22 protein-coding genes are annotated in these 22,381 nt (G+C 65.7%); 10 read left to right on the top strand and 12 right to left on the bottom strand.

The window, feature by feature from the left end:
- Positions 1 to 66 precede the first annotated feature (66 nt).
- From NDN16_RS16735 to NDN16_RS16720, 4 genes are all read left to right on the top strand, one after another.
- Positions 67 to 1,257 carry an amino acid ABC transporter permease gene (locus NDN16_RS16735; RefSeq protein WP_251114614.1) on the top strand — a complete coding sequence of 397 codons (1,191 nt, stop codon included), beginning with the start codon at positions 67 to 69 and terminating at the stop codon, positions 1,255 to 1,257.
- Positions 1,258 to 1,313: 56 nt separating this feature from the next.
- Positions 1,314 to 2,813, top strand: coding sequence for an amino acid ABC transporter permease (locus tag NDN16_RS16730; RefSeq protein ID WP_251114613.1), 1,500 nt, complete (start codon positions 1,314 to 1,316; stop codon positions 2,811 to 2,813).
- 70 nt (positions 2,814 to 2,883) lie between these two features.
- Positions 2,884 to 3,657 carry an amino acid ABC transporter ATP-binding protein gene (locus tag NDN16_RS16725; RefSeq protein WP_251114612.1) on the top strand — a complete coding sequence of 258 codons (774 nt, stop codon included), beginning with the start codon at positions 2,884 to 2,886 and terminating at the stop codon, positions 3,655 to 3,657.
- Between the two features lie 139 nt (positions 3,658 to 3,796).
- A complete protein-coding gene (locus tag NDN16_RS16720) occupies positions 3,797 to 4,987 on the top strand; it encodes an AI-2E family transporter (RefSeq protein ID WP_251114611.1) in 1,191 nt (396 codons plus the stop codon).
- A 30-nt stretch (positions 4,988 to 5,017) separates the two neighbouring features.
- On the opposite strand, the gene NDN16_RS21125 is transcribed toward NDN16_RS16720, so the two are convergent.
- From NDN16_RS21125 to NDN16_RS16705, 3 genes are all read right to left on the bottom strand, one after another.
- Positions 5,018 to 6,802, bottom strand: coding sequence for an OmpA family protein (locus NDN16_RS21125; protein ID WP_251114610.1), 1,785 nt, complete (start codon positions 6,800 to 6,802; stop codon positions 5,018 to 5,020).
- 97 nt (positions 6,803 to 6,899) lie between these two features.
- A complete protein-coding gene (locus NDN16_RS16710; RefSeq protein ID WP_251114609.1) occupies positions 6,900 to 8,072 on the bottom strand; it encodes an FAD-dependent oxidoreductase in 1,173 nt (390 codons plus the stop codon).
- A gap of 4 nt (positions 8,073 to 8,076) precedes the next feature.
- Entirely contained in the window at positions 8,077 to 8,331 is a 255-nt protein-coding gene (locus NDN16_RS16705) for a zinc-finger domain-containing protein (RefSeq protein ID WP_251114608.1), read from the bottom strand.
- A 147-nt stretch (positions 8,332 to 8,478) separates the two neighbouring features.
- Between NDN16_RS16705 and NDN16_RS16700 the strand changes: the two genes are divergently transcribed.
- The 4 genes from NDN16_RS16700 (at position 8,479) to NDN16_RS16685 (ending at position 10,569) form a co-directional block, all read left to right on the top strand.
- Positions 8,479 to 9,264 (top strand): alpha/beta fold hydrolase, encoded by a 786-nt coding sequence (locus NDN16_RS16700; protein ID WP_251114607.1) that lies wholly within the window; start codon positions 8,479 to 8,481, stop codon positions 9,262 to 9,264.
- 78 nt (positions 9,265 to 9,342) lie between these two features.
- Complete coding sequence (cysE, locus tag NDN16_RS16695; RefSeq protein WP_251114606.1) at positions 9,343 to 10,179, top strand: serine O-acetyltransferase; 837 nt, start codon at positions 9,343 to 9,345, stop codon at positions 10,177 to 10,179.
- A gap of 41 nt (positions 10,180 to 10,220) precedes the next feature.
- Positions 10,221 to 10,436, top strand: coding sequence for a DUF3126 family protein (locus NDN16_RS16690; protein ID WP_251114605.1), 216 nt, complete (start codon positions 10,221 to 10,223; stop codon positions 10,434 to 10,436).
- Positions 10,437 to 10,443: 7 nt separating this feature from the next.
- A complete protein-coding gene (locus tag NDN16_RS16685; protein ID WP_435301118.1) occupies positions 10,444 to 10,569 on the top strand; it encodes a DUF3126 family protein in 126 nt (41 codons plus the stop codon).
- A 75-nt stretch (positions 10,570 to 10,644) separates the two neighbouring features.
- Here NDN16_RS16685 and NDN16_RS16680 read toward each other — a convergent pair whose 3' ends face one another.
- Positions 10,645 to 11,244: a transglutaminase-like cysteine peptidase gene (locus NDN16_RS16680; RefSeq protein ID WP_435301117.1), complete on the bottom strand. Its 600-nt coding sequence runs from the start codon at positions 11,242 to 11,244 to the stop codon at positions 10,645 to 10,647.
- Positions 11,245 to 11,707: 463 nt separating this feature from the next.
- Between NDN16_RS16680 and NDN16_RS16675 the strand changes: the two genes are divergently transcribed.
- Positions 11,708 to 12,436 carry a rhomboid family intramembrane serine protease gene (locus NDN16_RS16675; RefSeq protein ID WP_251114603.1) on the top strand — a complete coding sequence of 243 codons (729 nt, stop codon included), beginning with the start codon at positions 11,708 to 11,710 and terminating at the stop codon, positions 12,434 to 12,436.
- Positions 12,437 to 12,507: 71 nt separating this feature from the next.
- The gene (locus NDN16_RS16670) at positions 12,508 to 12,945 is read left to right on the top strand and encodes a CBS domain-containing protein (RefSeq protein WP_251114602.1); all 438 of its coding nucleotides are present in this window, start codon (positions 12,508 to 12,510) and stop codon (positions 12,943 to 12,945) included.
- Positions 12,946 to 12,951: 6 nt separating this feature from the next.
- Here the strand turns inward: NDN16_RS16670 and NDN16_RS16665 are convergent, their stop codons facing one another.
- From NDN16_RS16665 to NDN16_RS16630, 8 genes are all read right to left on the bottom strand, one after another.
- Complete coding sequence (locus NDN16_RS16665) at positions 12,952 to 13,890, bottom strand: patatin-like phospholipase family protein (RefSeq protein ID WP_251114601.1); 939 nt, start codon at positions 13,888 to 13,890, stop codon at positions 12,952 to 12,954.
- 86 nt (positions 13,891 to 13,976) lie between these two features.
- Positions 13,977 to 14,855, bottom strand: coding sequence for an SMP-30/gluconolactonase/LRE family protein (locus NDN16_RS16660; protein WP_251114600.1), 879 nt, complete (start codon positions 14,853 to 14,855; stop codon positions 13,977 to 13,979).
- Between the two features lie 34 nt (positions 14,856 to 14,889).
- Positions 14,890 to 15,843, bottom strand: coding sequence for a 3-keto-5-aminohexanoate cleavage protein (locus NDN16_RS16655; RefSeq protein WP_251114599.1), 954 nt, complete (start codon positions 15,841 to 15,843; stop codon positions 14,890 to 14,892).
- A 25-nt stretch (positions 15,844 to 15,868) separates the two neighbouring features.
- Entirely contained in the window at positions 15,869 to 16,816 is a 948-nt protein-coding gene (locus NDN16_RS16650; RefSeq protein ID WP_251114598.1) for a 3-hydroxyacyl-CoA dehydrogenase, read from the bottom strand.
- The gene (locus NDN16_RS16645) at positions 16,816 to 17,601 is read right to left on the bottom strand and encodes an SDR family oxidoreductase (RefSeq protein WP_251114597.1); all 786 of its coding nucleotides are present in this window, start codon (positions 17,599 to 17,601) and stop codon (positions 16,816 to 16,818) included. The genes NDN16_RS16650 and NDN16_RS16645 overlap by 1 nt, the downstream gene beginning before the upstream one ends.
- A gap of 4 nt (positions 17,602 to 17,605) precedes the next feature.
- Complete coding sequence (locus tag NDN16_RS16640) at positions 17,606 to 19,699, bottom strand: ABC transporter permease (RefSeq protein WP_251114596.1); 2,094 nt, start codon at positions 19,697 to 19,699, stop codon at positions 17,606 to 17,608.
- Positions 19,696 to 21,246 carry a sugar ABC transporter ATP-binding protein gene (locus tag NDN16_RS16635; protein ID WP_251114595.1) on the bottom strand — a complete coding sequence of 517 codons (1,551 nt, stop codon included), beginning with the start codon at positions 21,244 to 21,246 and terminating at the stop codon, positions 19,696 to 19,698. The genes NDN16_RS16640 and NDN16_RS16635 overlap by 4 nt, the downstream gene beginning before the upstream one ends.
- Positions 21,243 to 22,334: a sugar ABC transporter substrate-binding protein gene (locus tag NDN16_RS16630; protein ID WP_353050225.1), complete on the bottom strand. Its 1,092-nt coding sequence runs from the start codon at positions 22,332 to 22,334 to the stop codon at positions 21,243 to 21,245. Before NDN16_RS16630 ends, NDN16_RS16635 begins: the two co-directional genes overlap by 4 nt.
- Positions 22,335 to 22,381 lie beyond the last annotated feature (47 nt).

The following is a 22,381-nucleotide window of genomic DNA, read 5'->3' as shown; positions in this document are numbered from 1 at the left end:
AATCGACCGCGGGCCCCGAGTGGCCCGCGGTTTCTTCATTTCGCTTTAAAAATTTGACGGAACCTCATGACGGCAGACATACAGTCGTTGAAATCCGCTGAGGCTCGCGAAAGCCTTTGGACAAATCCCACGGTGCGAGGCCTGGTCATCCAGGTTCTGCTCGTCGGCGCCATTTTCGCCTTCGGCTGGTGGATCGTTCATAACACCGCGACCAACCTTCGCTCAGCCAACATCGCTTCCGGATTCGGCTTCCTCGAGGGGAGGGCCGGCTTCGACATCTCGCAGGTGCCGATCGGCTACACCAGCGACTCCACCTACGGCCATGCCCTTCTGGTCGGTCTCGTCAACACGCTCATCGTGGCGGCAACCGGAATAGTCTTCGCGACGATCCTCGGTTTCATCGTCGGGCTGGGCCGGCTGTCTCACAATTTCGTCGTGCGCAGCATGGCGACGGCCTATGTCGAGATCTTCCGCAACATACCGCCGCTGCTGGTGATCCTGTTCTGGTATTTCGGCGTGCTTGCGGTGCTGCCGCTGCCGCGCCAGGCCATCGAGTTTCCGTTCGAAGTCTACCTCTCGAACCGCGGCCTGCAGACGCCCATCGCCATCTGGGGTGACCTGGCCTGGCTGACAGGTGTCTCACTGCTGCTCGGCATCGTGCTCACCGTCGTCCTTGGCCGGATGTTCCGTGCACAGCAGATGAAGACGGGCAAAAGGCGCAAGCTGTGGCCGATCGCACTCGGCCTGATCGTCGGACTGCCCCTCGTCGTCTTCCTTGCAACCGGCATGCCGGCGACACTGGAAACTCCGACGCGCGGCACCTTCAACCTGACGGGCGGCTTCCAGGTCCGGCCGGAATTCCTGGCCATCTTCCTCGCCCTCTCGGTCTATACGGCCTCCTTCATCGCGGAGATCGTGCGCGCCGGCGTGCTGGCCGTGTCCAAGGGGCAAAGCGAGGCCGCAGCCTCCCTCGGGCTGCGACGCAATCTCGCGTTGCGCCTCGTGATCGTGCCGCAGGCCCTTCGGGTCATCATCCCGCCGCTGACGAGCCAGTATCTCAACCTGACCAAGAATTCGTCGCTGGGCCTCGCGATCGGCTATCCGGATCTCGTCGCCGTCGGATCGACGGTCCTCAACCAGTCGGGCCAGTCCATCGAGGTCGTGATGATCTGGATGACGGTCTACCTCGGATTGAGCCTCACCGTGTCCATCGTGATGAATTGGTTCAACCGTCGCATGCGACTGGTCGAACGCTGAGGACCCCCCCATGAACCGCACTTCTCTTCAGTTCTTCGATCGGGGGAAATAACCGCATGGAAGAACAAGTTTCCGCATATGTCGCACGCGAGCCGAAGGTGGCCTTGCCCCCGCCTGGCAGCGAAAGAGGCGCTTTCGGCTGGATGCGCACGCATCTGTTCGCCACGCCGTTCGACAGCGCGCTGACCATCGTCCTGTCGCTTTTCGTCGCCTGGCTGGCATGGAACATCTATCTGTGGGGCTTCGCCACGGCCGTATTCAGCGGCGAGGACCGCACAGCCTGCCTTGCGCAGGACGGACAGCCCGTCGGGGCCTGCTGGGCCTTCATCCGGGCGCGCTTCAGCCAATTCGTCTATGGCCTTTATCCGGTGGATCAACGCTGGCGCGTGGACTGGGTGTTCGGTCTCTTCGCCGTGCTGCTTGCCGCCGTCGCCATTCCGCGCGTGCCGTTCAAGAAGCTGACGGCCATCCTGCTGCTTGCCGTCCTGCCGCCTGTGGCGCTGGTACTGCTGACGGGCGGGCGGTTCAGCCTCGGCGGCGGCGCGATCGCGCTCTTCTTCTTCCTCGCCGCAGCCATCGCGGTGGCGCAGGCCGTCACGAAGAGCCCGCTCGTCAACCGGCACGTGATGATGAAGGCGGCAAAGGTGCTGCTGGCCGTTTCGCTGGTTGCGATCCTTGCCAACTATTTCCTGAGTTCCGGCCGGGTCGGGATCCTGACCTACCGCTTCACGCAACTGTCGGCGGTCGCCCTGTTCGCCGCGCTCGGGGCAAACCTCCTGGCTCTGGCGGCAACGGCAGCGACGGCAGAGCGCAAGTCTTCGGCTCTGTCGCTGGCCGTACCGCCCATGGTGGCGGCGGCCCTCACGCTGGTGCTGACAACGCATTTCGGCCTTTCCCACGTACCCACGAACCTGTGGGGCGGCCTGCTGGTAACTTTGGTGGTCGCCGTGGTCGGCATCGCCGCATCACTGCCCATCGGTATCCTGCTGGCGCTCGGGCGGGTCTCGTCCATGCCGGCGGTGCGGCTGCTTTCGGTGATCTTCATCGAGTTCTGGCGCGGCGTGCCGCTGATCACCGTGCTGTTCATGGCCAACTTCATGCTGCCGCTGTTCATGCCGGCGGGCACGAGCTTCAACCAGCTCCTGCGCGTCCTAGTCGGTGTGGCCCTGTTCTCCGCCGCCTATATGGCGGAGGTGATCCGCGGCGGGCTCCAGGCCATTCCGAAGGGCCAGTACGAAGGCGCCGATGCGATGGCGCTGACCTACTGGCAGAAGATGCGCATGATCATTCTGCCGCAGGCCCTGCGTCTGGTGATCCCGGGTATCGTGAACACCTTCATCGGCCTGTTCAAGGATACGAGCCTGGTCTACATCATCGGTATCGCCGATCTGCTCGGCACGGTCCGCCGCGGCTTCAACGACCCGGCCTGGATCACGCCATCGACACCGGCAACGGGCCTCGTCTTTGCTGGTTTCGTGTTCTGGTTGTTCTGCTTCGCCATGTCGCGCTACTCCATCTTCATGGAGCGGCGGCTGAGTACCGGCCACAAGCACTAGCCGAATAATTGATCCCATGGCGGCCGCCTGTGCGGCCGCCGGACTTCCCCCAATTTCTCGGAGTTTCGGCATGAGCGTTGAAACAGCGGCCAAGGTGGCCACCAAGACCGGCGAAACCGCCATCGAACTCATCAACGTCAACAAGTGGTACGGCGAGTTCCATGTGCTGCGCGACATCAACCTGAAAGTCCGTACCGGCGAGCGTATCGTCGTCTGCGGTCCTTCCGGTTCCGGCAAGTCCACGATGATCCGTTGCATCAACCGGCTGGAGGAACACCAGAAGGGCCAGATCATCGTCGACAATGTCGAGTTGACGAACGACCTCAAGAAGATCGATGTCGTGCGCCGCGAGGTCGGCATGGTGTTCCAGCACTTCAACCTGTTCCCGCATCTCACGATCCTGGAGAACTGCACCCTTGCCCCCATCTGGGTGCGCAAGATGCCGAAGGCCAAGGCCGAGGAGATCGCGATGCACTATCTGACCCGGGTCAAGATTCCGGATCAGGCGCTTAAATATCCGGGCCAGCTCTCGGGTGGCCAGCAGCAGCGCGTGGCGATAGCGCGTTCGCTCTGCATGAGCCCCAAGGTCATGCTGTTCGACGAGCCGACTTCGGCGCTCGACCCGGAAATGATCAAGGAAGTGCTGGACGTGATGGTGGGCCTGGCCGAAGAGGGCATGACCATGATCTGCGTCACGCACGAGATGGGCTTCGCACGCCAGGTTGCGGATCGCGTCATCTTCATGGACGCCGGCCAGATCGTGGAGCAGAACGTACCGGAAGAGTTCTTCCGGAACCCGCAGCACGAGCGAACCAGGCTTTTCCTCTCGCAGATCCTGCATTAGACCGGCAGGAATAATACGAATTGACCAGGGACGGCGCATTGCGCCGTCCTTTTTTTGTCGGGCCAGGCGGCAGGCCGTTGTCGGCGGAACGACCGTGCCTGCGACACGTTAGCTCACCAGATCGAGGGGTGAGAATACGATGGCAGACAACAGGTCGTCAGACGAGGGCAAGACCATCGTTGCGCCCAATATCGGGCTGGTTACCAAACAGACTGTACAGGTCGGCCCCCGTTGGGCCGTGATCGGCATCTTCCTCATCCTCTTCGGGGGCATGTTGTACCTGACCGCCAGCTTCATCCTGCCGGTCGTCTTCGCCCTTCTGTTCGCCCTTGTGCTCAGCCCCATCGTCCGCTTTCTGCGTCGCCGCCTGAAGGTGCCCGAGCCGATCTCCGCGATCTTCCTCGTCTTCGGCACGCTGGTCGGCCTGACGGCCATGTTCTACGCGCTCAGCGATCCGCTTACGCAGATCGTGCGCAACGCTCCGAGCTATGCGCAAGCCGTCGAAGAGGAGGTGTCGTCCGTCCGGGAGCAGTTCACCCGACTTACGCGGTTGCGCCAGGGCACGGACGATGCAACTGCGATCACGGTACCGCAGAGCGAGGTGCAGGGGCCGCAGCAGGAAGAGCCGCGCGAGGTGGTGGTGCGTTCGCCGACGCTGCTGGATACGGCAGCCAACAGCGCGCCCCAGATGCTGGCGGGCATCGGCTTCGCACTCATATTCCTCTTTTTCCTGCTGGCGTCGGGAGACCTGTTCCACCAGAAGCTCGTTCAGTCCATGCCGACCTTTTCGGACAAGAAGCGTGCGCTTTCCATCGCGCATGAGATCGAAAAGGAGTTGTCGCGCTACCTTTTCACCATCACGCTCATCAATATCGGGCTGGGCGTTGCCGTGGGTTTCAGCCTGTGGCTCGTCAACATGCCGACGCCCGCCGTTTTCGGCGCGCTGGCCACCGTCCTGAACTTCATTCCCTATATCGGCGCGATCGTCGGCATGGCGCTGGTCGGGGTCATCGCCCTTGCCGAGTTCGGCGACGTTGCCGCGGCATTGATACCGGTGCTCGTGTACCTGGCTTGTACAAGCCTCGAAGGGCAGTTCCTGACGCCCATGATCGTCGGGCGGCGGCTGGAGATGAATGCCGCCGCCGTGTTTCTGTCGGTGGCGTTCTGGGGCTGGATCTGGGGTGTTACCGGCATGTTCCTGGCAGTGCCGATCATGGTCGGCGTGAAGATACTGGCCAGCTATGTTGAAAGCCTGCAGCCGCTCGGGAACTTCCTGGCGTCCGACAGGGGGCCGCCCGTGCAGGATGCCCAGACGCCGTCCGCGGGCTAGAAGGGGCCGCGCAAGCGGCCCCCATGGAGTTCATCGCTGGCTGGTGACGACCGGCTTGACCAGCGGAGTGATGCGCCGAAGCGTCACGCGACGGTTTTCCCGGTTCGGCTCCTGCGTATTCACCTTCAACTGCTCCTCGCCATACCCTTGCGTGATCAGGTTCTCGGGCGGGATATCGAAGTACTCGGTCAGCGCCACGGCCACGGACTCCGCGCGTCTGTCAGACAGCGCAAGGTTGGCGACATTGCTGCCGACGGCGTCCGTATGCCCCTCCAGCAGGAAGGATTCCGATGGGTTCTCCTCAATCACGCGGGCAACCGCGTCGGCCAGAGCCTGCAGGTTGCGTACCTCGTCCTGCTCAATATCGGCAGAGCCGAAGGCAAAGTTGATCGTCGCGAGGTCGATGCGCCGCACCTTGTCGCGGATACGCGCCGAACGCCGCACCTCGTCGACCGAATAGATGCGCTCGACCGTTTCGACCGGCGGCGCGACGATCGTATCGTAATACAGGTCTTCGTCCGGCTGCATCACATCCACGATGTAGCGGTCGCGAGGGATGGCGACGCGCAGGGGCGGCAGGTCCGCACCCGCGTCGTAGGCATAGCCGGCCCGTGTGTCATCTTCGGCATAGGGGTCGTAAAACAGGACGTCCTCGCGCCCGTCCGGAGTAATGCGCGAACGCTGGATGACGTCGCCATACTCGTTCGTGATGGTCACCACCTGCACGCCGTTGTCGCGTACCACCGTTTCACGCGTCAGTCCGCGCGGAAGCTGCTCCACATAGTAGTCGCGGGAATCGCGTTGCAGCCGCTCCCGGTCGTCCGGCCGGATGAAATAGGACGCCGCCGCGCCCGCCGCCGCACCGGCAAGTCCCGCGCCGACGATGGTCAGGATATCGCGGTTGCCCGATCGTTCGACAATTTCGACGTCCGGGGGCAACTGCGGTTGCGGTGCGGCCTCGATCCGCTGGCCGGTCTGCCGCGTGATCGGCTCGATTTGCACCGGCTCGACCAGGCGTTGCACGCGGGCATCGCTGGCGCCGACCTCTCCAGGAGCGACGGGTGCGGTCTGGATCGCCGCATCGACCGGCTGCGGCTGTTCTGCCGGAGGCGCGGGCTCGACCGCAGGCGGTGGCGGTGCGGCAGCCTCCGGTGCGGGCTCATCAACTCCCGGCGGCGGAGTCGGCGGCGATGGCGGAACGGGCACGGGCTCCGTGGCGCCGTCAGGGGCCGGCGGCGATTCCGGAGCCGGCGCCGGCGGTGTCGGGGGAGGTGCAGCTTCTTCCGGTTGGGCCGGCACGTCGCTCTCCGTTCCCTGGTCAATCGGCAGGTCCTCCGGGTTGCCGACCGGCGCGTTCGGGTCCGGCCGCGTTTCGGACGCCGGCGGTACGGGCGAGGGCGGCGGCGGGGCAGGCTCGGCCGGAACCGGCTCGGATGGGCCGGGCCCGTCAGGGGCCGGTTCCTCGACCGGGGCAGGTGGGGCCTCCTCGGCGGGAGGCGCGATCTCCTCTGCCGGTGTGGGGGGCGCTTCTGCCGGAGGTTGCGGCATGGGCTCGGGTTCGGGCTCGGGCTCGGGCTCCTCTACCGGGGGCGGAGCGGGCTCCTCCACCGGAGGCGGCGGGGCGATTTCTGCCGGCGGTTCGGCCGGTGGCTCCTCCACAGGCGGGGCCGGCTGCGGCTCGGGCTCCGGTGGCACATCCTGCTGCGTTTCGGGAGCGGGCTCCTGCGCAATCGCGGACAGCGGGCCTGCAAGCGCCGTCGATGTCACGAGCGCTCCGATACAGGCGAGGCGGGCGGCCTTTTTGATTTTCGACACGGATCGACCTTTTCTATCTGTCCCTTACAGATATCGGGGGCATCGCCTAGCGCTGCGGCTTCTTGATGGCCTGCTGCATGGCGCGCCCGGTCGGCGGTCAGCTAGCGTTTCTTTGCGTTGTTTCAAAGGCGGAGGCCGGCAATTCGGGAGGCGTCCAATCGTAGAGCCACGACAGGGACGCCGCCAGCCGGCCCGGAGGCGTCAGCCGCATGACCGCGTCGCGCGCCAACGAAAAGGGGCGTGGCAGGTGGTAGACCCGGTCGTGAAACCGTACTCGTTTGAGCACCTTGGCGATGCGTGGCCGCCGAAGCGCTTCATAGCGTTGCAAAGGAGACGGCCCGCCGTCTCCGAGGCACGCGGCCAGCACCGCCGCATCCTCGATCCCCATGGCCGCACCTTGCGCCGCGAAGGGCAGCATTCCGTGCGCCGCATCGCCGACAAGCGCGATGCGGTCGCCTTTCGCGTAGGACCTGGCCGCCGGAACGGCGGACATGGGCCAGCAGCCGACGAAGCCGCCATCCTGGATGATATCGACAAGGCCGGAAGCGGCTTTACCCATAAGGGCTCTGGCCAATCGGACGGGAGACCCATCGTCCGGCGGCACCAGATCGGTCCGCGCGATGACGACGAGGTTGACCGAGGCCCCGGCATGGACGGGATACGTCACCGCGTGCCAACCCGCGTCCAGCCAGGCCTCTATGCCGCCGGTATCGCCCTTGCCCGCAGGCTGCAGGAAGCGCCAGGCCGCATAGGGGGAAAGCCCCGGCGCAGCGAAGTCCAGGGCGGATGCGACGGCAGAGCGGACGCCATCGGCGGCCACCAGCAGCTCGAAATCCTGCGTGTCCCGGCCGAGGCGCAGCGATACCCCGGCCGCGGTTTCTCGCATTGCCGTCAGAGAGCGGCCGAAATGCAGGCTGATCGCGTTGGTCCCGAGGGCCGCGTCCATCAGCACGGAATGCAGGTCGGCGCGGTGGATGGACAGGTAAGGCGTTCCATCGGCAGAGCGCACCGGCACCTCGGCCAGCATGCGGCCCGTACGCCCGTCGCGCAACGTCACCGCCGAGGCGAGCGTGCCACGCGCTGCCAACGCCTCCAGACAGCCGAGCCGGTCCATGACCCGCAGCGCATTGGGGGAAAGCTGGATGCCGGCGCCGACGGGCTGCGCCTCTGCGGCGCGCTCGAACAGGCTGACCTGGAAGCCGGAACGGGCCAGGCACAGGGCTGTCGTCAGGCCGGCGATGCCGGCGCCGATAATGGCGATGTCGCGCAAGGCCTCAGGCAGCGCGTGCGCGCGGATCCTGGTAGTAGCAGCCGGCCGGCACCGTCTCGTCGTAATGCAGGGCGGCGTTGAAGCGATAGAGGGTCGAGCAGTACGGGCAGACCTTCTCGGTCTCGTCGCCCATGTCGAGATAGACATGCGGATGGTCGAAGGGCGTCGTGGCGCCGACGCACATGAACTCCTTCACGCCGATCTCGATCGTGGCGTGTCCGGCGTCGTTCTGGAAATGGGGCGTTGCGTGCGCGGCCATGAGACCGTCTCCGTTCATTCAGCGTGTCGGCGCGGACCATATTGGAAAGGGGGGCGGTAAGGCAATGCTCGGATTGTATCGCACGGGGGTAGCCTTGTGCGAAGCGGGTAGGGTAACAGGCAGGGACTATCGACACGGGAACGCGGCATGGACACCTTCGAGAACGATGGATTGAGCTTCGCCTATCTGGACGAAGGGCCGCGCGACGGCCTGCCGATCCTGCTCGTGCACGGCTTCGCCTCGTCCGCCAGGGTCAACTGGGTAGAGCCGGGCTGGGTGCAGACCCTCGGCGATGCCGGCTACCGCGTCATCGCGCTCGATCATCGCGGCCACGGCGCCAGCGACAAGCCGCACCAAGCCGCCCTCTACACGCCGCCCGTCATGGCGGGGGACTGCATAGCCCTTCTGGATCATCTGTCGCTCGAGAAGGCGGTATGGTTCGGCTATTCCATGGGAGCGCGCATCTCGGTCTTCGCGGCGCTGGAGCATCGGGCGCGCGTGGCGGCGCTTATCCTCGGCGGTCTCGGCTACGGCCTGGTGGAAGGCGTCGGTGACTGGGACCCGATCGCCGAGGCATTGCTGGCCCCGTCGCTCGACGATGTCGTCCACGAGCGCGGCCGCATGTTCCGCAGCTTCGCCGACAAGACGCGCAGCGACAGGCTGGCCTTGGCCGCCTGCATCCAGGCCAACCGGCAGGAGCCGTCGCGGCAGGCCGTCGCCGCGCTCGACATACCGACGCTGATCGGCGTCGGCACGAAGGACGATATCGCCGGATCGGCGCAGAAGCTGGCCCAACTGATGCCGGATGCCGAAGCTCTTGCGATCGAGGGGCGAGACCATATGCTGGCCGTCGGCGACCGCAACTTCAAGTCGGCGGTCCTGCGGTTTCTCTCCGAACGCGGGTTCACGCCCGGGGCTTCCTCGTTTAATTGAAGCGCCTGGGCTGACGTGAACCGCGCGTCAGAGTATCTATTTCCGGTGAACCGGCATTCAGGGCATGCAGGAGCTTTCATGAGCGTCATCGGCAACAAGACACGCGAGCGCCTCCAGGCGGTAGACCCGATCTGGCTCGGTATCCGCGACGAGGCGCTGGCGATCAGCGAAAGCGAACCTGCGCTCAGCGGTTTCATCTACGCGACGATCCTGAACCACGAGACGCTGGAGGCGGCGCTTGCGCACCGCATCGCATCGCGCCTCGGCCACCCGGACGTGCCGGCCGCGCTGATCGTCCAGGCCTTCGGCCAGATGGCGGCCACCGAGGCGGCATTCGCAGATACTCTGCGCATCGACCTGCAGGCCGTCTTCGACCGCGACCCGGCCTGCGAGCGTTACGTAGAGCCGCTCTTGTACTTCAAGGGTTTCCACGCGATCCAGACGCACCGGCTGGCGCACTGGCTCTGGCATCAGGGCCGACGCGACTTTGCATTGTATCTGCAATCGCGCTCGTCTTCGGTCTTCCAGACCGACATCCACCCGGCCATGCACATGGGCCGCGGCATCTTCCTCGACCATGCGACGGGGCTCGTCGTGGGCTTCACCGCGCGGATCGGCGACAATGTCTCGATCCTGCAGGACGTGACCCTGGGTGGAACAGGCAAGGAGTTCGGCGACCGGCATCCCAAGATCGGCGACGGCGTCCTCATCGGGGCCGGCGCGAAGATCCTCGGCAATATCGAGATCGGCCGTTGCTCGCGCATCGCGGCGGGCTCGGTCGTCCTGAAGGAAGTTCCGCCCAATTCGACCGTGGCAGGCGTGCCGGCAAAGATCATCGGGACATCCGGCTGCTCCGAGCCGGCCCGCAGCATGGACCAGTGTACCGGCTGCGACGGCGAGGAGCCGACCCGATAAAACCGTCCGGACATGCGGACCATACAATCAAGGAGATGCCCGTGAAGGGTGATGAGATCAGAAAGCTCGAATCCTACCTGAGGAAGACCTTCAAGGGTGGCGACATCGAAGTGCGGGCGCTGCCGAAAAAGAGCGGCGATACCGCGGAAGTCTATGTCAACGACGAATTCGCCGGCCTGATCGCCAAGGATACGGACGAGGGCGAACTTTCGTACCATTTCACCATGACGATCCTGGATATCGACCTGGAAGATTGATCGCCCAATGCNCGATACCGCGGAAGTCTATGTCAACGACGAATTCGCCGGCCTGATCGCCAAGGATACGGACGAGGGCGAACTTTCGTACCATTTCACCATGACGATCCTGGATATCGACCTGGAAGATTGATCGCCCAATGCGGTCGCCCGAAACCGGAAAAGGCCGCCGCGGCGACGCGGCGGCCTTCTCGTGTCTGGTCCCCGGTCAGCGGACGCTGCCGACCAGCATCATGTCGCGGTCGTCGGCGATGCCGGCCCATTTGCCCGAATTGGCCTCCGCCTGGCGCTTCAGGAAGCGGTAGGGCGTGTCGGTCCAGCGCAGCACCCGCTCGTCCAGGTTGTCGAGGATGTAATCGCCGGCGTCGGTGCGGACGGTCAGCACGGCATGGCCTTCGCCGTTCGGCTGCTGGACGACGGTAATCAGCAGGGACGAGCGCGGCAGGCCGGCCTTTTCCAGCATGTACTGCTTGAGCAGCGCGAAGTCCTCGCAGTCGCCCTCGGTGGTCGGATAGGACCAGAGCTCCGGCACGCCATGCATTTCCAGATCGGTCTTCGGCGTGATCGCCGTGTTGACGATGTTGTTCACCTCGACCATCAGGCGCCATGTGGCGTCGTCCAGTCGGTTCAGCCGCACCTGCCGGTTCGGCTGGCATTGTTCGGGGTAGGACTGGCAGAACACGTAGTGGCCGACTGGCTGGCTGGTCGGTCCCGTTACCGGCATGTCCGCCTTGGCAGGGGCGGTCAGGGCCCCCAGTACGAACCCGATTGCCACAGTGCTGATGGTCAGAAACTTGTTCACGGCCATGTCTCCCGTCTTCGGGAATGACAATGGCAGCGCCTTTTTACCGGCATTCCAAGACGCGGACGACAATCTGTCTCAAATCTGTGGCAGGACGTTCAGACCTCTTGCTTGCGGCGGCCTGAAGCCTTTTCGGCGCATTTCAGGGGGGTCGGTAACGTCCTCGCAAGCTTAAGGGAATGCGAATTCAAAGAGGTTTCCGGCAGCCGCCGTGGCGCCTGCAGTTGCCGGGCCAAAGGTTAATGCGGGCATGGACCGACGCGGCCATTGCGTTAACCTGTCCGGCGGCGCGCGAAGTCGGCAATCGTAAATCCCGCTGCAAGGTCGCTTAACGGCGCGTGAGGGCCGGGTTAACACAGGCGGGGGATAACACCCCGAAAAGGGCGGCTCCTGCCATGAAATAATCTGGTTGGCGGTGAAAACAGGCTTTATCAAAGGTTTATCCGCTCCCTTCGAGGACACCTCCCGCGTGACGCCAGAGTATCGGCCCGTACGGCCATCCAATCCGCCAGCCTTCAACATACCAGGCATCGTGCTGGCCGCGATCGCGCTTCTGGTCGCCATCCACCTCATCAGGATGAACATCCTGAGCGAGGATGCGGATTTCAGGGTGCTGCTGGACTTCGCCCTGATTCCGGCCTGTTATTCGCTCCCCATACCCGAATGCCTGTCGCGGCCCGCCGGCGCGGACCTGTGGGCGCCGTTCACGCATGCCTTCCTGCACGGAAGCTGGGGCCATCTCGGCGCCAACACGCTATGGCTCGTCGCATTCGGCACGCCCGTCGCGCGGCGTCTGGGCAATGGCCGCTTCATTCTGTTCGCGCTGGCCGGCGCGCTGGGCGGCGCGGCGCTGTTCTACATCACCAACCCGGATCTGCTGCAGCCGATGATCGGCGCCTCGGGCGTCGTTTCGGCGCTGATGGGCGGGGCCTGTCGCTTCGCCCTGGGGGCGCCCGGCCAACTGACCTCGGGGGCCATCGCGCTCGCACCGCGCATGACGGTGGGGCAGGCGCTGGCCAACCGCACCGTCCTCATCTTCACGCTCATCTTCTTCGCCACCAATATCGCCATAGGGTCCATCGGTTTCGGCGGTGACGGCGCGTCCGTGGCCTGGGAGGCGCATCTCGGCGGCTTTGCCCTCGGCTTCCTGACCTTCGGCTTCTTCGACCCCGTTCCCTGGCGCAACACCCGTCATTGATCGCGCCCAGTCTTGCCGAACGGCTGCGTCTGGCGCACCATCCGGCGGGCACGATCATTGTGGAGGAAACGATGACGGTCAGGCAGATACTGGAAACGAAGGGCCGGGCGGTCGAAACGATCAGCCCGGACGTCACGGTGTCGGACGCCGTGGCGATTTTGTCGGAGCGGCGGATCGGCGCGCTGGTGGCCTTGTCCGAGGGCGGACGGGTGGCCGGCATCCTTTCGGAGCGCGATATCGTCCGCGTCATCGGGGGAGATGGTCCGGAGGCCTTGGCGCGCAAGGTGGCCGACGTGATGACGACGAAGGTGGTGACCGCACGCGAAGACATGACCGTGGACGAGGTGATGGATCTCATGACCCGCGGACGCTTCCGCCACCTGCCTGTGTGCGAGGATGGTGTGCTGGTGGGCGTCATCTCCATCGGCGACGTGGTCAAGCGCCGGATCGAGGATGTCGAGCGCGAGGCCGAGGACATGCGCGCTTATATCCACACGGCTGCCGGTTAGAGTGTTTCAGCGCCGGGGCAGGCTTTCCGCCAGCCGGGCGATTTCCGGCAATTGGCGTTGGGCCTCGGCATAGCCGAGGTCTATCGCCTCTCTTGCGCGAAAGAACTCCGACATGCCGATGTCGCGGACGCGGGGATGCAGCGACAGGTCCGGCGGGTCGCCGGCCAGCCGGGCGCGCGATATGCGATCCTGTATGATGCCGAATGCATCCACCATGGAGCGGGCGATGCCCACCTTGTCGCGCCTGGCATCCTCGTCGCGCGCGGACTCCTCGCCGCTCCCATCGGCGCCGGCGCGCAGGCGCAGCACGGCCGCGCGCCCGAACAGGTCGTAGTTCAGGTTCACGGCCACCACCAGCGGTTCTTCATAGGCGCGGCACACCGCAACGGGGACAGGGTTGACGAGGGCTCCGTCCATCAGCATCCGCCCGCCGCATTCCACGGGCAGGAAAACGCCGGGTAGCGCGTAGGACGCACGCATGCCGGTGACCAGCGAGCCGGAATCGATCCACACCTCGTGCCCGGTGCGCGCTTCCGTCGCCACGCAGACCAGGCGTTTCGGAAGGGCTTCTATCTGCGTGTCGGAAAGGGCTTCCACCAGCCGGCGGTTGAGGCGCATGCCGCCGATCAGCCCGGCGCCGCTGATGCTGAAATCCAGGAAGCGGATGATGCCGCGCCGGGTGAGGGAGCAGGCGAAATCTTCCAGCGCATCCAGTTTGCCGGCCAGATAGCAGCCGCCGACGAGCGCGCCGATCGAGGTTCCGGCGATCATGGCGATCGGGATGCCGGCCTCGTCCAGCGCGCGGAGCACGCCGATATGGGCCCAGCCGCGCGCCGCACCCCCGCCGAGGGCCAGTGCGACGCCGCTGCGGGTTCGTTCCTGCACGGCAATGGTTTCGTGGCCGCCCCGGAAGGGTTCGTTACGCTTGAAGACCCGTTGGAACATGCCGAGACCATCTGATTCCGCCGGCCCGCCGGCCGCCTTTGCGGAAACACTAGATCATCGCGCCGCCGAACGTAATCCTTATCCGGTCAGGCGCCGAAACGCGGCTCCGGAAGGCCGCGTACGCCGAGGTCGTGGACGGCGAACAGGCTGCCGCGCTGGACGCCGTCATCCGGGAAGCGCGGCAAGGGCGGCTTCGCCATCGAGGTCACGAACAGGATGTCCAGGTTCGGCCCGCCGAACATGACGCTCGTCACCTTCTTGACCGGCATGTCGATGATGCGCTCGACGCTGCCGTCGGGCGCATAGCGAACCAGCCGTCCGTCATAGACGAGCGCGTTCCACAGGCACCCTTCCGCGTCGACGGTCGAGCCGTCGGCGGCTCCGCCTCGCGACGTGTCCACGGAAACGAACGTGCGGCGGTTGGTGGCCGAGCCGGTTTCGATGTCGTAATCGTAGGCCCAGATCTCACCCGTCCAGGTATCCGCGAAGTAGAAGGTGCGGTCGTCCGGGGCGAAGCAGGGCCCGTTGGAACAGATGATGCCGGTGTCGACCGTATGGACGCTGAAATCCGGATCGAGCCGGTACAGCGCGCCGGAAGGGCCTTCCTCCATCGTGTCCATGGAACCGGCGAAGAACCGGCCGCGCCGATCCACCTTGCCGTCGTTGATGCGGTTGGCCGGCCGGTCCGGCTCCGGATCATGGACGAGGTCGCAATCTCCGGTCCGGAAGTCCAGCGCGTGGAATCCGTTCTGGAGAGAGACGATCGCGCCTTGGCCATCCTTGCGCAGCGCCATGGAGCCGATCTTGCCCGGAACGTCCCAGGCACGAAGCTCCCGTCCGTCGACCGTCGTGCGGAACACGCGCCCGTCGAAACTGTCGATGAAATAGAGCCGCTCCTGCTCCGCGTCCCAGAGCGGGCCTTCGCCCAGCGTCGTCTTGACGTCCAGAAGAACCTCGATACGCATGTAGACCTCCCCTTCCTTTTGCCGGGCCGCTTCGTCAGAACCCGACCTTGTCGCCGCCCTTGAGTTGCAGGATCTGCCGGGCTTCGTCCGGCGTCGCCACGGCGAGGCCCAGCCCCTCGATGACCTGCCGCACCATCCGCACCTGGTCGGCGCTGGACGTGGCGAGCCTGCCCCTGCCAGCCCAGAGCGAATCCTCCAACCCGACGCGGACATTGCCGCCCATGGCCGCGGCCTGCGTGGCAATGCGCAACTGGCTGGAGCCCGCCCCCAGCACCGACCAGCGATAATCCGCGCCGAACAGGCGGTCCGCCGTGCGCTTCATGTGCATCACGTCTTCCGGATGGGTGCCGATGCCGCCGAGAAGCCCGAATACCGATTGGACGAAGAACGGCGCCTTGACGAGACCGCGGTCGGCGAAATGCGCGAGGTTGTAGAGATGCGCGATGTCGTAGCACTCGAACTCGAAGCGCGTACCGTTGTCGTAGCAGGTTTCCAGAATGTACTCGATGTCCTTGAACGAGTTTCGGAACACCAGGTCGCGCGTTGCCTCGAGGTGCGGCTTTTCCCATTCGAACCTGAAGGTCTCGTAGCGCGGGGCGAGGTGGTACAAGCCGAAATTGATCGACCCCATGTTGAGTGAGGCGACCTCCGGCTTGAAGGTGGCCGCCGGCAGCACGCGCTCCTCGACCTTCATGTACGGGCTGCCGCCTGTGGTGATGTTGATGGCGGCGTCGGTGGCCTGTTTCACGCGGGGCAGGAACCTTGCGAAGGCTTCCGGCGTCTGGTCGGGCTTTCCGTTCTCCGGGTTGCGGGCATGCAGGTGCAGAATGGCTGCTCCCGCCTCGGCTGCGCCGATGGCATCCGCTGCGATCTCCTCCGGCGTGATCGGCAGATAGGGCGACATGGTCGGCGTATGGATGGCGCCGGTGACGGCGCAGGTGATGATGACTTTGCCGGCTGGCGTGGCGGCGGAGGCGTTGATGGACATCTTCGTTTCCTTGGAAAAAGACAAGTCAGTTGCCGAATTGCGCGTCGGCGTTACGCTTGCGGGCCCGCAAGGCCATCAGGCGCGCATCGCGCCAGCGCTGCCGGTCCGAAAGGCGTTCGGCGGGCAGGGCGGCGCGGCGCTCCGCCTCGATGCCACCCGCCGTGATCGCGGCCCAGTCCGGCTGGCGGCGCATGCTGTCCGCAAGCCGCGCGTACATCGGCCCGTAGCGGGCGACATAGTCGGCGATGCCGGCCGGAGCGTTCAGGTCGATCGTCTCGAACGGTCCGATGAAGCTCCAGCGCAAGGCGATGCCGTCGGCGATGCCACGGTCCACATCGGCGGCGCTGGCATAGCCGCCCTCGACCAGCCGGAACGCCTCGTCCAGCAGTGCGCCCTGCAGCCGGTTCATGATGAAGCCGTCGATCTCACGCTCCATGACCAACGGCACCTGTCCGATACCCCTCAGGAAAGCCGCCGCACGGTCCATGATGCCGGCATCGGTCCATGGCGCAGGCACTAGCTCGACGGCAGGCACAAGGTAGGGAGGATTGATCGGGTGGGCCACGACGCACCGGCGACGACCTGCGAGCCCCTCCGAAATCGCTGATGGCAGCAGCGCGGAGGAAGAGGACGCCAGTATGGCGTCCGGGTCCGCCGACGCGTCCAGCCGGGCGAACGTCTCCCGCTTGGTTTCGATGCGCTCCGGGCCGCATTCCTGCACCCAGGACGCACCCTCCAGCGCGGCGGTGAGCGTGTCGCGCCCCTCGATGGCCTTCAGCAGGGTATCGCGGTCGCGCCCCCCGGCAAGATCGTTGCGCACGAGGTCGTCTGCCACGGATGCGATGTAGTCCATCGCTTCCGGGATGGCGCTCGGCACCGGATCCCACAGGCGCACGCGGCACCCCGCCCGCGCGAAGGTGATGGCCCAGGCGCGGCCGATCAGACCCGCGCCGATAACGGAGACGGAGTCCATCACAGGGTCTCCACATTGCCGTCGACGTTGAACGACATTGCCGACAGGTTGCGGCCGGCATCCGACATCAGAAACGCGATGGATGCCGCCACATCCTGCGGCGTCACCATGCGCCTCAGCGAGACTGTTTGCAGGTACTGGGCCTTCATGTCCTCGAAGGACAGGTTCAGCCGTCCGGCGCGGTCGCGGATGACGCCGTCCATGCGTGGCCCCTCGACGATGCCGGGCAGCACGGCGTTGACGCGGATATTGGCCGGGCCGAGCTCCTTGGCGAGCGATTGGGTAAAGCCGATGACGCCCCACTTCGCCGCCGCATAAGGGGTGCGGTAGGCATAGCCGTGGCGTCCGGCGGAAGACGACATGTTGACGATCGATCCGCCGCCGGCGGCCTTGATCTGCGGCACGGCAAGACGCGCGCACAGGAACTGACCGGTCAGTCCGATATCCAGGCAGCGCCGCCAGTCGGCGATGGAGATGTCCTCCACGCCGCCGGTGGGCCCAGCGATGCCGGCATTGTTGACGAGGGCGTCCAGCCCGCCGAGCGACGACAGCGCGGCGTCGAAGAAGCCGGCGACGTCGCTTTCGTCGGATACGTCCGCGCGCAACGCGGTGACGCCGGGCAGTTCCGCCGAGAGCCGTTCCAGCGATTCCGCCGAGACATCGCACAGGGCGATGCGGCAGCCCTGTGCATGCAGCAGCCTTACGGTCGCTTCGCCGATCCCGCCGGCGCCCGCCGTCACGATGACCCGCTGGCCTTCCAGACCGCTCATGATGTTCTGCGACATGCGTTCAGCTCCGTTTCTCTCGAAGGGCGATCACGGCGGCCAGCACGACGCAGCCGAAGAAGATGGCCCGGAAGGCGTAGGGAAGGGTCGTGCCGGCCAGGAGCGTCTGCAGGGCCGTCAGCAGCAGCGCGCCGCCCACCATGCCGAGGAAGTGCCCGCGTCCGCCCGTGATGAGCGCACCGCCTACGACCACGATGGCGATGGAGGGCAGAAGATAGTCGTCGCCCATGCCAAGGCTCGCCTGGCCGGAAAAGCCGGTCAGGAGAATGCCCACGAGCGCGGCGCAAAGTGCCGACAGGATATAGACGCCGACGACGACCCGCCCGGTCCGCACGCCGGACAGGCGTGCCGCTTCAATGCTGTTGCCCACCGCATAGACCCGCCGGCCAAAGGCGGTACGCCCCAGCAGCAATGTCCCTGCGAAGAGAAAGACCGCCAGGAGGATGAGAACAGGGGTGATGGGGCCAAGGCGGCCTGTCATCAGCCAGCGCAACCATGGCGAAGCGAACCCCGAGGGCGTCCCGTTGGAGTAGATCAGGGCGATACCCTGCAATATGCCGTTGGCCGCCAGCGTGACCACGATGGGCGACAGGCCGAGCGCGACGACGCCGAGCCCGTTGAGAAGGCCGATACAGGCGGCGGTCAGCAGCACAAGGGGAACGGCGTAGAGAAGGGCGACGTCCGAGCCCTGGACGATGCCGGCGAGAAGTATTCCGGACAGTCCGATCGTCCAGGGAACCGAAAGGTCGAGGCCGCCTGTCAGGATGACGGAACCCTGCCCGAGCGCCAGGATCACGAGGAAGGTGGACAGGACAAGCAGCGAGTTCCAGAAGCCCCAGCTCGTCAATGTGTTGCCCAGCAGGACCTGCGTGGCGATCAGCACCAGGGCCAGGCACACATAGGCGGGCAGCGCGTAGCGCAGGACCGCGCCGTGCCGTTGCAGGAACCCGGGTTCCGCAAGCCGGTCGGATGGCGCGCGTGGCCGCGCGCTGGCTGAGGCAAAAGGCAGCTTGCGGTCGCCGCCGCCGCGCTGCGACACATGGGTGCCCGCACGCCGGGCCGAGGCGATGCCGGCCAGGCGCCGCAGTTGCTCCATCAGGACCTGGTCCCGCGCGAAGGAGCCGACGAGAACGGCGGCCAGCAGCACCCCGCCTTCGGCGATGGTGGAGTAATAGGCCGAGACGTTCAGCGCCAGAAGGATGTTCACGACGATCATCAGCACGAAGGCGCCGAAGATAGTGCCGATGAGGCCACCTTTGCCGCCACCGAGGCGCGTTCCTCCGATCACGACGGCCGCAAACATGGACAAGAGCAGCGAGTTGCCGACGAGCGGATCGCCCGAGCCGGTCTGCGCGCTGACGAAGACGCCGGCGAGCCCGTAGAATCCGCCGGCCAGCACATAGGCGCCGAAGCGCACCCACGGCACGCGCACGCCGGTCGCTTCCGCGGCGGCCGGGTCGCTCCCCGCCGCATAGAGGCTGACGCCGAAGCGCGTCTTCTTCAACCAGAGCCAGAACAGTGCCGCCGCGCCCAGGAGGACCAGCGAGGCGGGAACCAGTTCGGGAATGGCGTCGCCCATGTAGAGGTTGCCGAGCGATGGAGACACGAAGCCGCCCGGCTGGTTCAGCACCAGCAGCGTGAGCCCTTGCACGATGAACATGGTGGACAGGGTGACGACGATGGGTTGGAGTCGAAGGAAGGCGACGAACAGCCCGTTGACGGCGCCGACGCCCATGCCGACGGCGATGCCGACGAGAGTCCAGAGAAGCACGGAGGCTTCCATCTGCGCTGGGTCCATGCTGGCCGCCAGCACCGCGTTGACCAACGAGATGACCGCACCGGCCGAAAGGTCGAATCCGCCGGACACGACGACCAGCGTCTGTCCCATGGCGGCGAGCGCCAGCGCGGTGCCGCCGCTGGCCTGGAACGAGATGTCGAAATAGGTCATCGGGCCTGGGCTGATCCAGTCCACGAAGGCGAAAAGAAGCGCGAAGACGGCAAGCGCCGTCAGCGCTGCGCGGTTGCGCGCAAGCCAGCGCAGTGGGGCGGGGCGCGCCGGCGCGCGGGGTGATGCCGGCAATGTCGTGGCCTGGCTCATGCTGCCGCTCCCGGGCGATCGGCCGGGTGCTGCGCGCCGCCCAGCGCGGCATGCATGATGGCGCGCTCGTCGATCTCGCGAGCCTCCAGCCGGGCCGCGACGCGGCCTTCGTAAAGGACGACCATCCGGTCGCAGAGATGGACGAGTTCCGGAATCTCGGTGGAATGGAACAGCACCGCGCCGCCGGCATCCGCGAAGGCGCGCATGAGCTCGTAAAGCTGGTGCTTCGTGCCGACGTCGATGCCGCGCGTCGGATCGAACAGGAGCAGGATGCGGCTTTCCGCAACCAGCCACTTGGCTATGGCGATCTTTTGCTGATTGCCACCCGAGAATGCGCCCGCCTCGGTGTAGGAGGCAACGGGCGAGACGTCGACGATGTTGAAGACCGTTTCGGCCGCGGCGCGCTCCGCACCACGGTCTATCAGCCCGCCGCGCGTGAAGCGGTCGATGACTGGCAGGCTGGCATTGGTGGTGCCGTCGAGCTTCAGAAACAGGCCTTGCGTCTTGCGATCCTCGGGCAGGAAGCCGATCCGCAGCGACGGGTGCAGCGCATCCGCCGGAGCCGAAAGGTGAACCGGCTGACCGTCGACCAGAAGCTCTCCCCCGCGCACGGCGGTCGCGCCGAAGCAGGCCGAGAAAAGGTCGAGCTGGCCCATGCCCTGCAAGGCCGCGACGCCGAGAATCTCGCCGGGCCGCAACTGCAGGTCGATATCCTTCAGCTTGCCGCCAGCGCACAGGCCACGCGTTTCGAGAACCGGCTCCGGTGGACGCTTTTCGGCATTTTCGCGCCGTGGCGGGAAGGTCTGATCCAGCGAGCGCCCGATGATCATCTCGATTACCTGCCCGTCGGTAAATCCGGCAACGGTGCCGCTGGCGATATGTCGGCCGTTGCGCAGGATGGTCATCGTGTCGCAGAAGGCGCGCACCTCGGGCATGCGGTGCGAGATGAACAGCACCGTGACGCCGCGCGCACGGGCATCGGCGATGATGCGGCCCAGCCATTCGACATCGCTTCCCGTCAGGGCCGAAGTTGGTTCGTCGAGCAGCAGCAGCGTCGGCTCGCGGAACAGCGCGCGGGCGATCTCGATCTTCTGGCGCATGGCGAGGTCGAGGCTGCCTGCCTCGGCATGCAGGTCGAGCCGCATGCCGAGGCGTTCGAAATGGGCTTCCACGCGGTCGGCCACAGCACGTCGACGCAGGGTGCCGAGAAGGCTGGTCGGCGCACTCGGCAACAGCATGTTGTCGAGGACCGACAGGTCGCGCACCAGCGTCAGTTCCTGGAACGCCGTGCGGATGCCGGCCCGGTGCGCATCGCGCGGGCTGGACAGCTTCACCTTGCGACCGTCGATCGCGATGGTGCCGCTGTCCGGCGCGATCAGGCCGGACAGAAGCTTCATGGTGGTGGATTTGCCGGCGCCGTTCTCTCCGAGAAGAGCGTGGACTGCGCCCCGCTCGACCCGGAAGCTCACGTCGCTGACGGCTTTCGTCGCCCCGAACGCCTTGGAAATCGAATCGAAGGCGACGGCGGCCGTGCCCTCCGCGCTCATTGCTCCGGCTGGCCCACGAGGGCGGCGTTGAGGCCGACTTCCGGGGTTTCTTCCGAGAAGATGGAAGCGAACCACCCCGGATTGGCGACGATGGCGGGCTTGAAGGCGTTGCAGCCGTTTTTCATTTCTTCCCAGCTGCCGGTTTCGCAAAGCTTGACCGTCTCGTTGGTCACGATCGGCAGCGGAAGGGTCGTGTGTTGCGGAACGTCGGTCTTGCCGTCGAGCATCTCGACCGCCAGCTTCAGCGCATAGGCGCCGGAGTAGGGGGGCGAGGCATAGGAGATGCGCGGCGCGCCCATCGGCGCATAGGGGCCGTCCGCACCCTCTACCTCGGTGCCGGCGGGCAGCATCTGGATGCGACCGCCGTTCGAGCCTTCGCCGGCGCACGGCTTCAACTGCTCCGCCGTGTGCCCGGCTTCCAACTGCATCGCATTGGCCGTATAGCAGCCCACCTGCATCCACAGGCCGTCGATGCCGTCCCAGTTGCGCGTGGCCAGGAGCTTGGACAATTCGGTGCGCGCAACGGCCTGGCTCCACATGCCGACGGCCTCGCCCACGACCTTGATGTCGGGGAACTTCGCAAAGACTTCCCTTGCCGCGCTGGTGCGGGCCGTATCGACCGAAGTGCCGGGAACGCCCGTCACAAGCACGATGTTGCCCTTGCCGCCCAGCTTGTCGGCCAGCCATTCCGCCGTCCGGCGGCCGGCTTCGGCCTGGTCGATGGTGACGTTGTAGGCGCAGGGCTCGGTGATCTCGGCGTCGTAGGCAACGATCTTGACGCCCTTGGCGCAGGCATTCTTGACCACCTGGTTCAGGGCCGTCGGCGAGATCGGATAGACGACGATCGCGTCGGCACCCGCTTGCACCATGGCGTTTATCTGCTGAATCTGCCGCTGGGCGTTCGGTCCGGCAACCTGGACCTCCAGGTCCACCTTGTCCTTCAAGCCGGCCGACGCCGCCATCGCCTTGACCATGTTGGAAGCCTCGGCCTGCCAGTCGTTGCCGATGTAGCTCATCGACAGGAAGACCTTGTGCTTCTCCTGGGCGGCCGCGAGTGGCGTCATCACGGCCGAAAGGCCGAGCGCCATCGCCAGCGTCCCGCATCGGGTCGCGAACGTCATGATTTCCTCCCTGG

This window comes from Aureimonas altamirensis (assembly GCF_023702225.1).
Taxonomy (GTDB): Bacteria; Pseudomonadota; Alphaproteobacteria; order Rhizobiales; family Rhizobiaceae; genus Aureimonas; species Aureimonas altamirensis_B.
The sequence above is the reverse complement of the archived record's forward strand: the minus strand, read 5'-3'. Positions and strand labels throughout refer to the sequence as shown.

Coding starts and splice junctions, on each gene's coding strand:
- NDN16_RS16650 (WP_251114598.1), bottom strand. CDS start 16,816: ATGGACTCCGTCTCCGTTATCGGCGCGGGTCTGATCGGCCGCGCCTGG.
- NDN16_RS16665 (WP_251114601.1), bottom strand. CDS start 13,890: ATGTTCCAACGGGTCTTCAAGCGTAACGAACCCTTCCGGGGCGGCCAC.
- cysE (WP_251114606.1), top strand. CDS start 9,343: ATGAGCGTCATCGGCAACAAGACACGCGAGCGCCTCCAGGCGGTAGAC.
- NDN16_RS16655 (WP_251114599.1), bottom strand. CDS start 15,843: ATGTCCATCAACGCCTCCGCCGCCACGCCAGCCGGCAAAGTCATCATC.
- NDN16_RS16705 (WP_251114608.1), bottom strand. CDS start 8,331: ATGGCCGCGCACGCAACGCCCCATTTCCAGAACGACGCCGGACACGCC.
- NDN16_RS16735 (WP_251114614.1), top strand. CDS start 67: ATGACGGCAGACATACAGTCGTTGAAATCCGCTGAGGCTCGCGAAAGC.
- NDN16_RS16640 (WP_251114596.1), bottom strand. CDS start 19,699: ATGAGCCAGGCCACGACATTGCCGGCATCACCCCGCGCGCCGGCGCGC.
- NDN16_RS16660 (WP_251114600.1), bottom strand. CDS start 14,855: ATGCGTATCGAGGTTCTTCTGGACGTCAAGACGACGCTGGGCGAAGGC.
- NDN16_RS16670 (WP_251114602.1), top strand. CDS start 12,508: ATGACGGTCAGGCAGATACTGGAAACGAAGGGCCGGGCGGTCGAAACG.
- NDN16_RS16680 (WP_435301117.1), bottom strand. CDS start 11,244: ATGGCCGTGAACAAGTTTCTGACCATCAGCACTGTGGCAATCGGGTTC.
- NDN16_RS16645 (WP_251114597.1), bottom strand. CDS start 17,601: ATGTCGCAGAACATCATGAGCGGTCTGGAAGGCCAGCGGGTCATCGTG.
- NDN16_RS16720 (WP_251114611.1), top strand. CDS start 3,797: ATGGCAGACAACAGGTCGTCAGACGAGGGCAAGACCATCGTTGCGCCC.
- NDN16_RS16635 (WP_251114595.1), bottom strand. CDS start 21,246: ATGAGCGCGGAGGGCACGGCCGCCGTCGCCTTCGATTCGATTTCCAAG.
- NDN16_RS16730 (WP_251114613.1), top strand. CDS start 1,314: ATGGAAGAACAAGTTTCCGCATATGTCGCACGCGAGCCGAAGGTGGCC.
- NDN16_RS16630 (WP_353050225.1), bottom strand. CDS start 22,334: ATGGCGCTCGGCCTTTCGGCCGTGATGACGCCACTCGCGGCCGCCCAG.
- NDN16_RS16725 (WP_251114612.1), top strand. CDS start 2,884: ATGAGCGTTGAAACAGCGGCCAAGGTGGCCACCAAGACCGGCGAAACC.
- NDN16_RS16700 (WP_251114607.1), top strand. CDS start 8,479: ATGGACACCTTCGAGAACGATGGATTGAGCTTCGCCTATCTGGACGAA.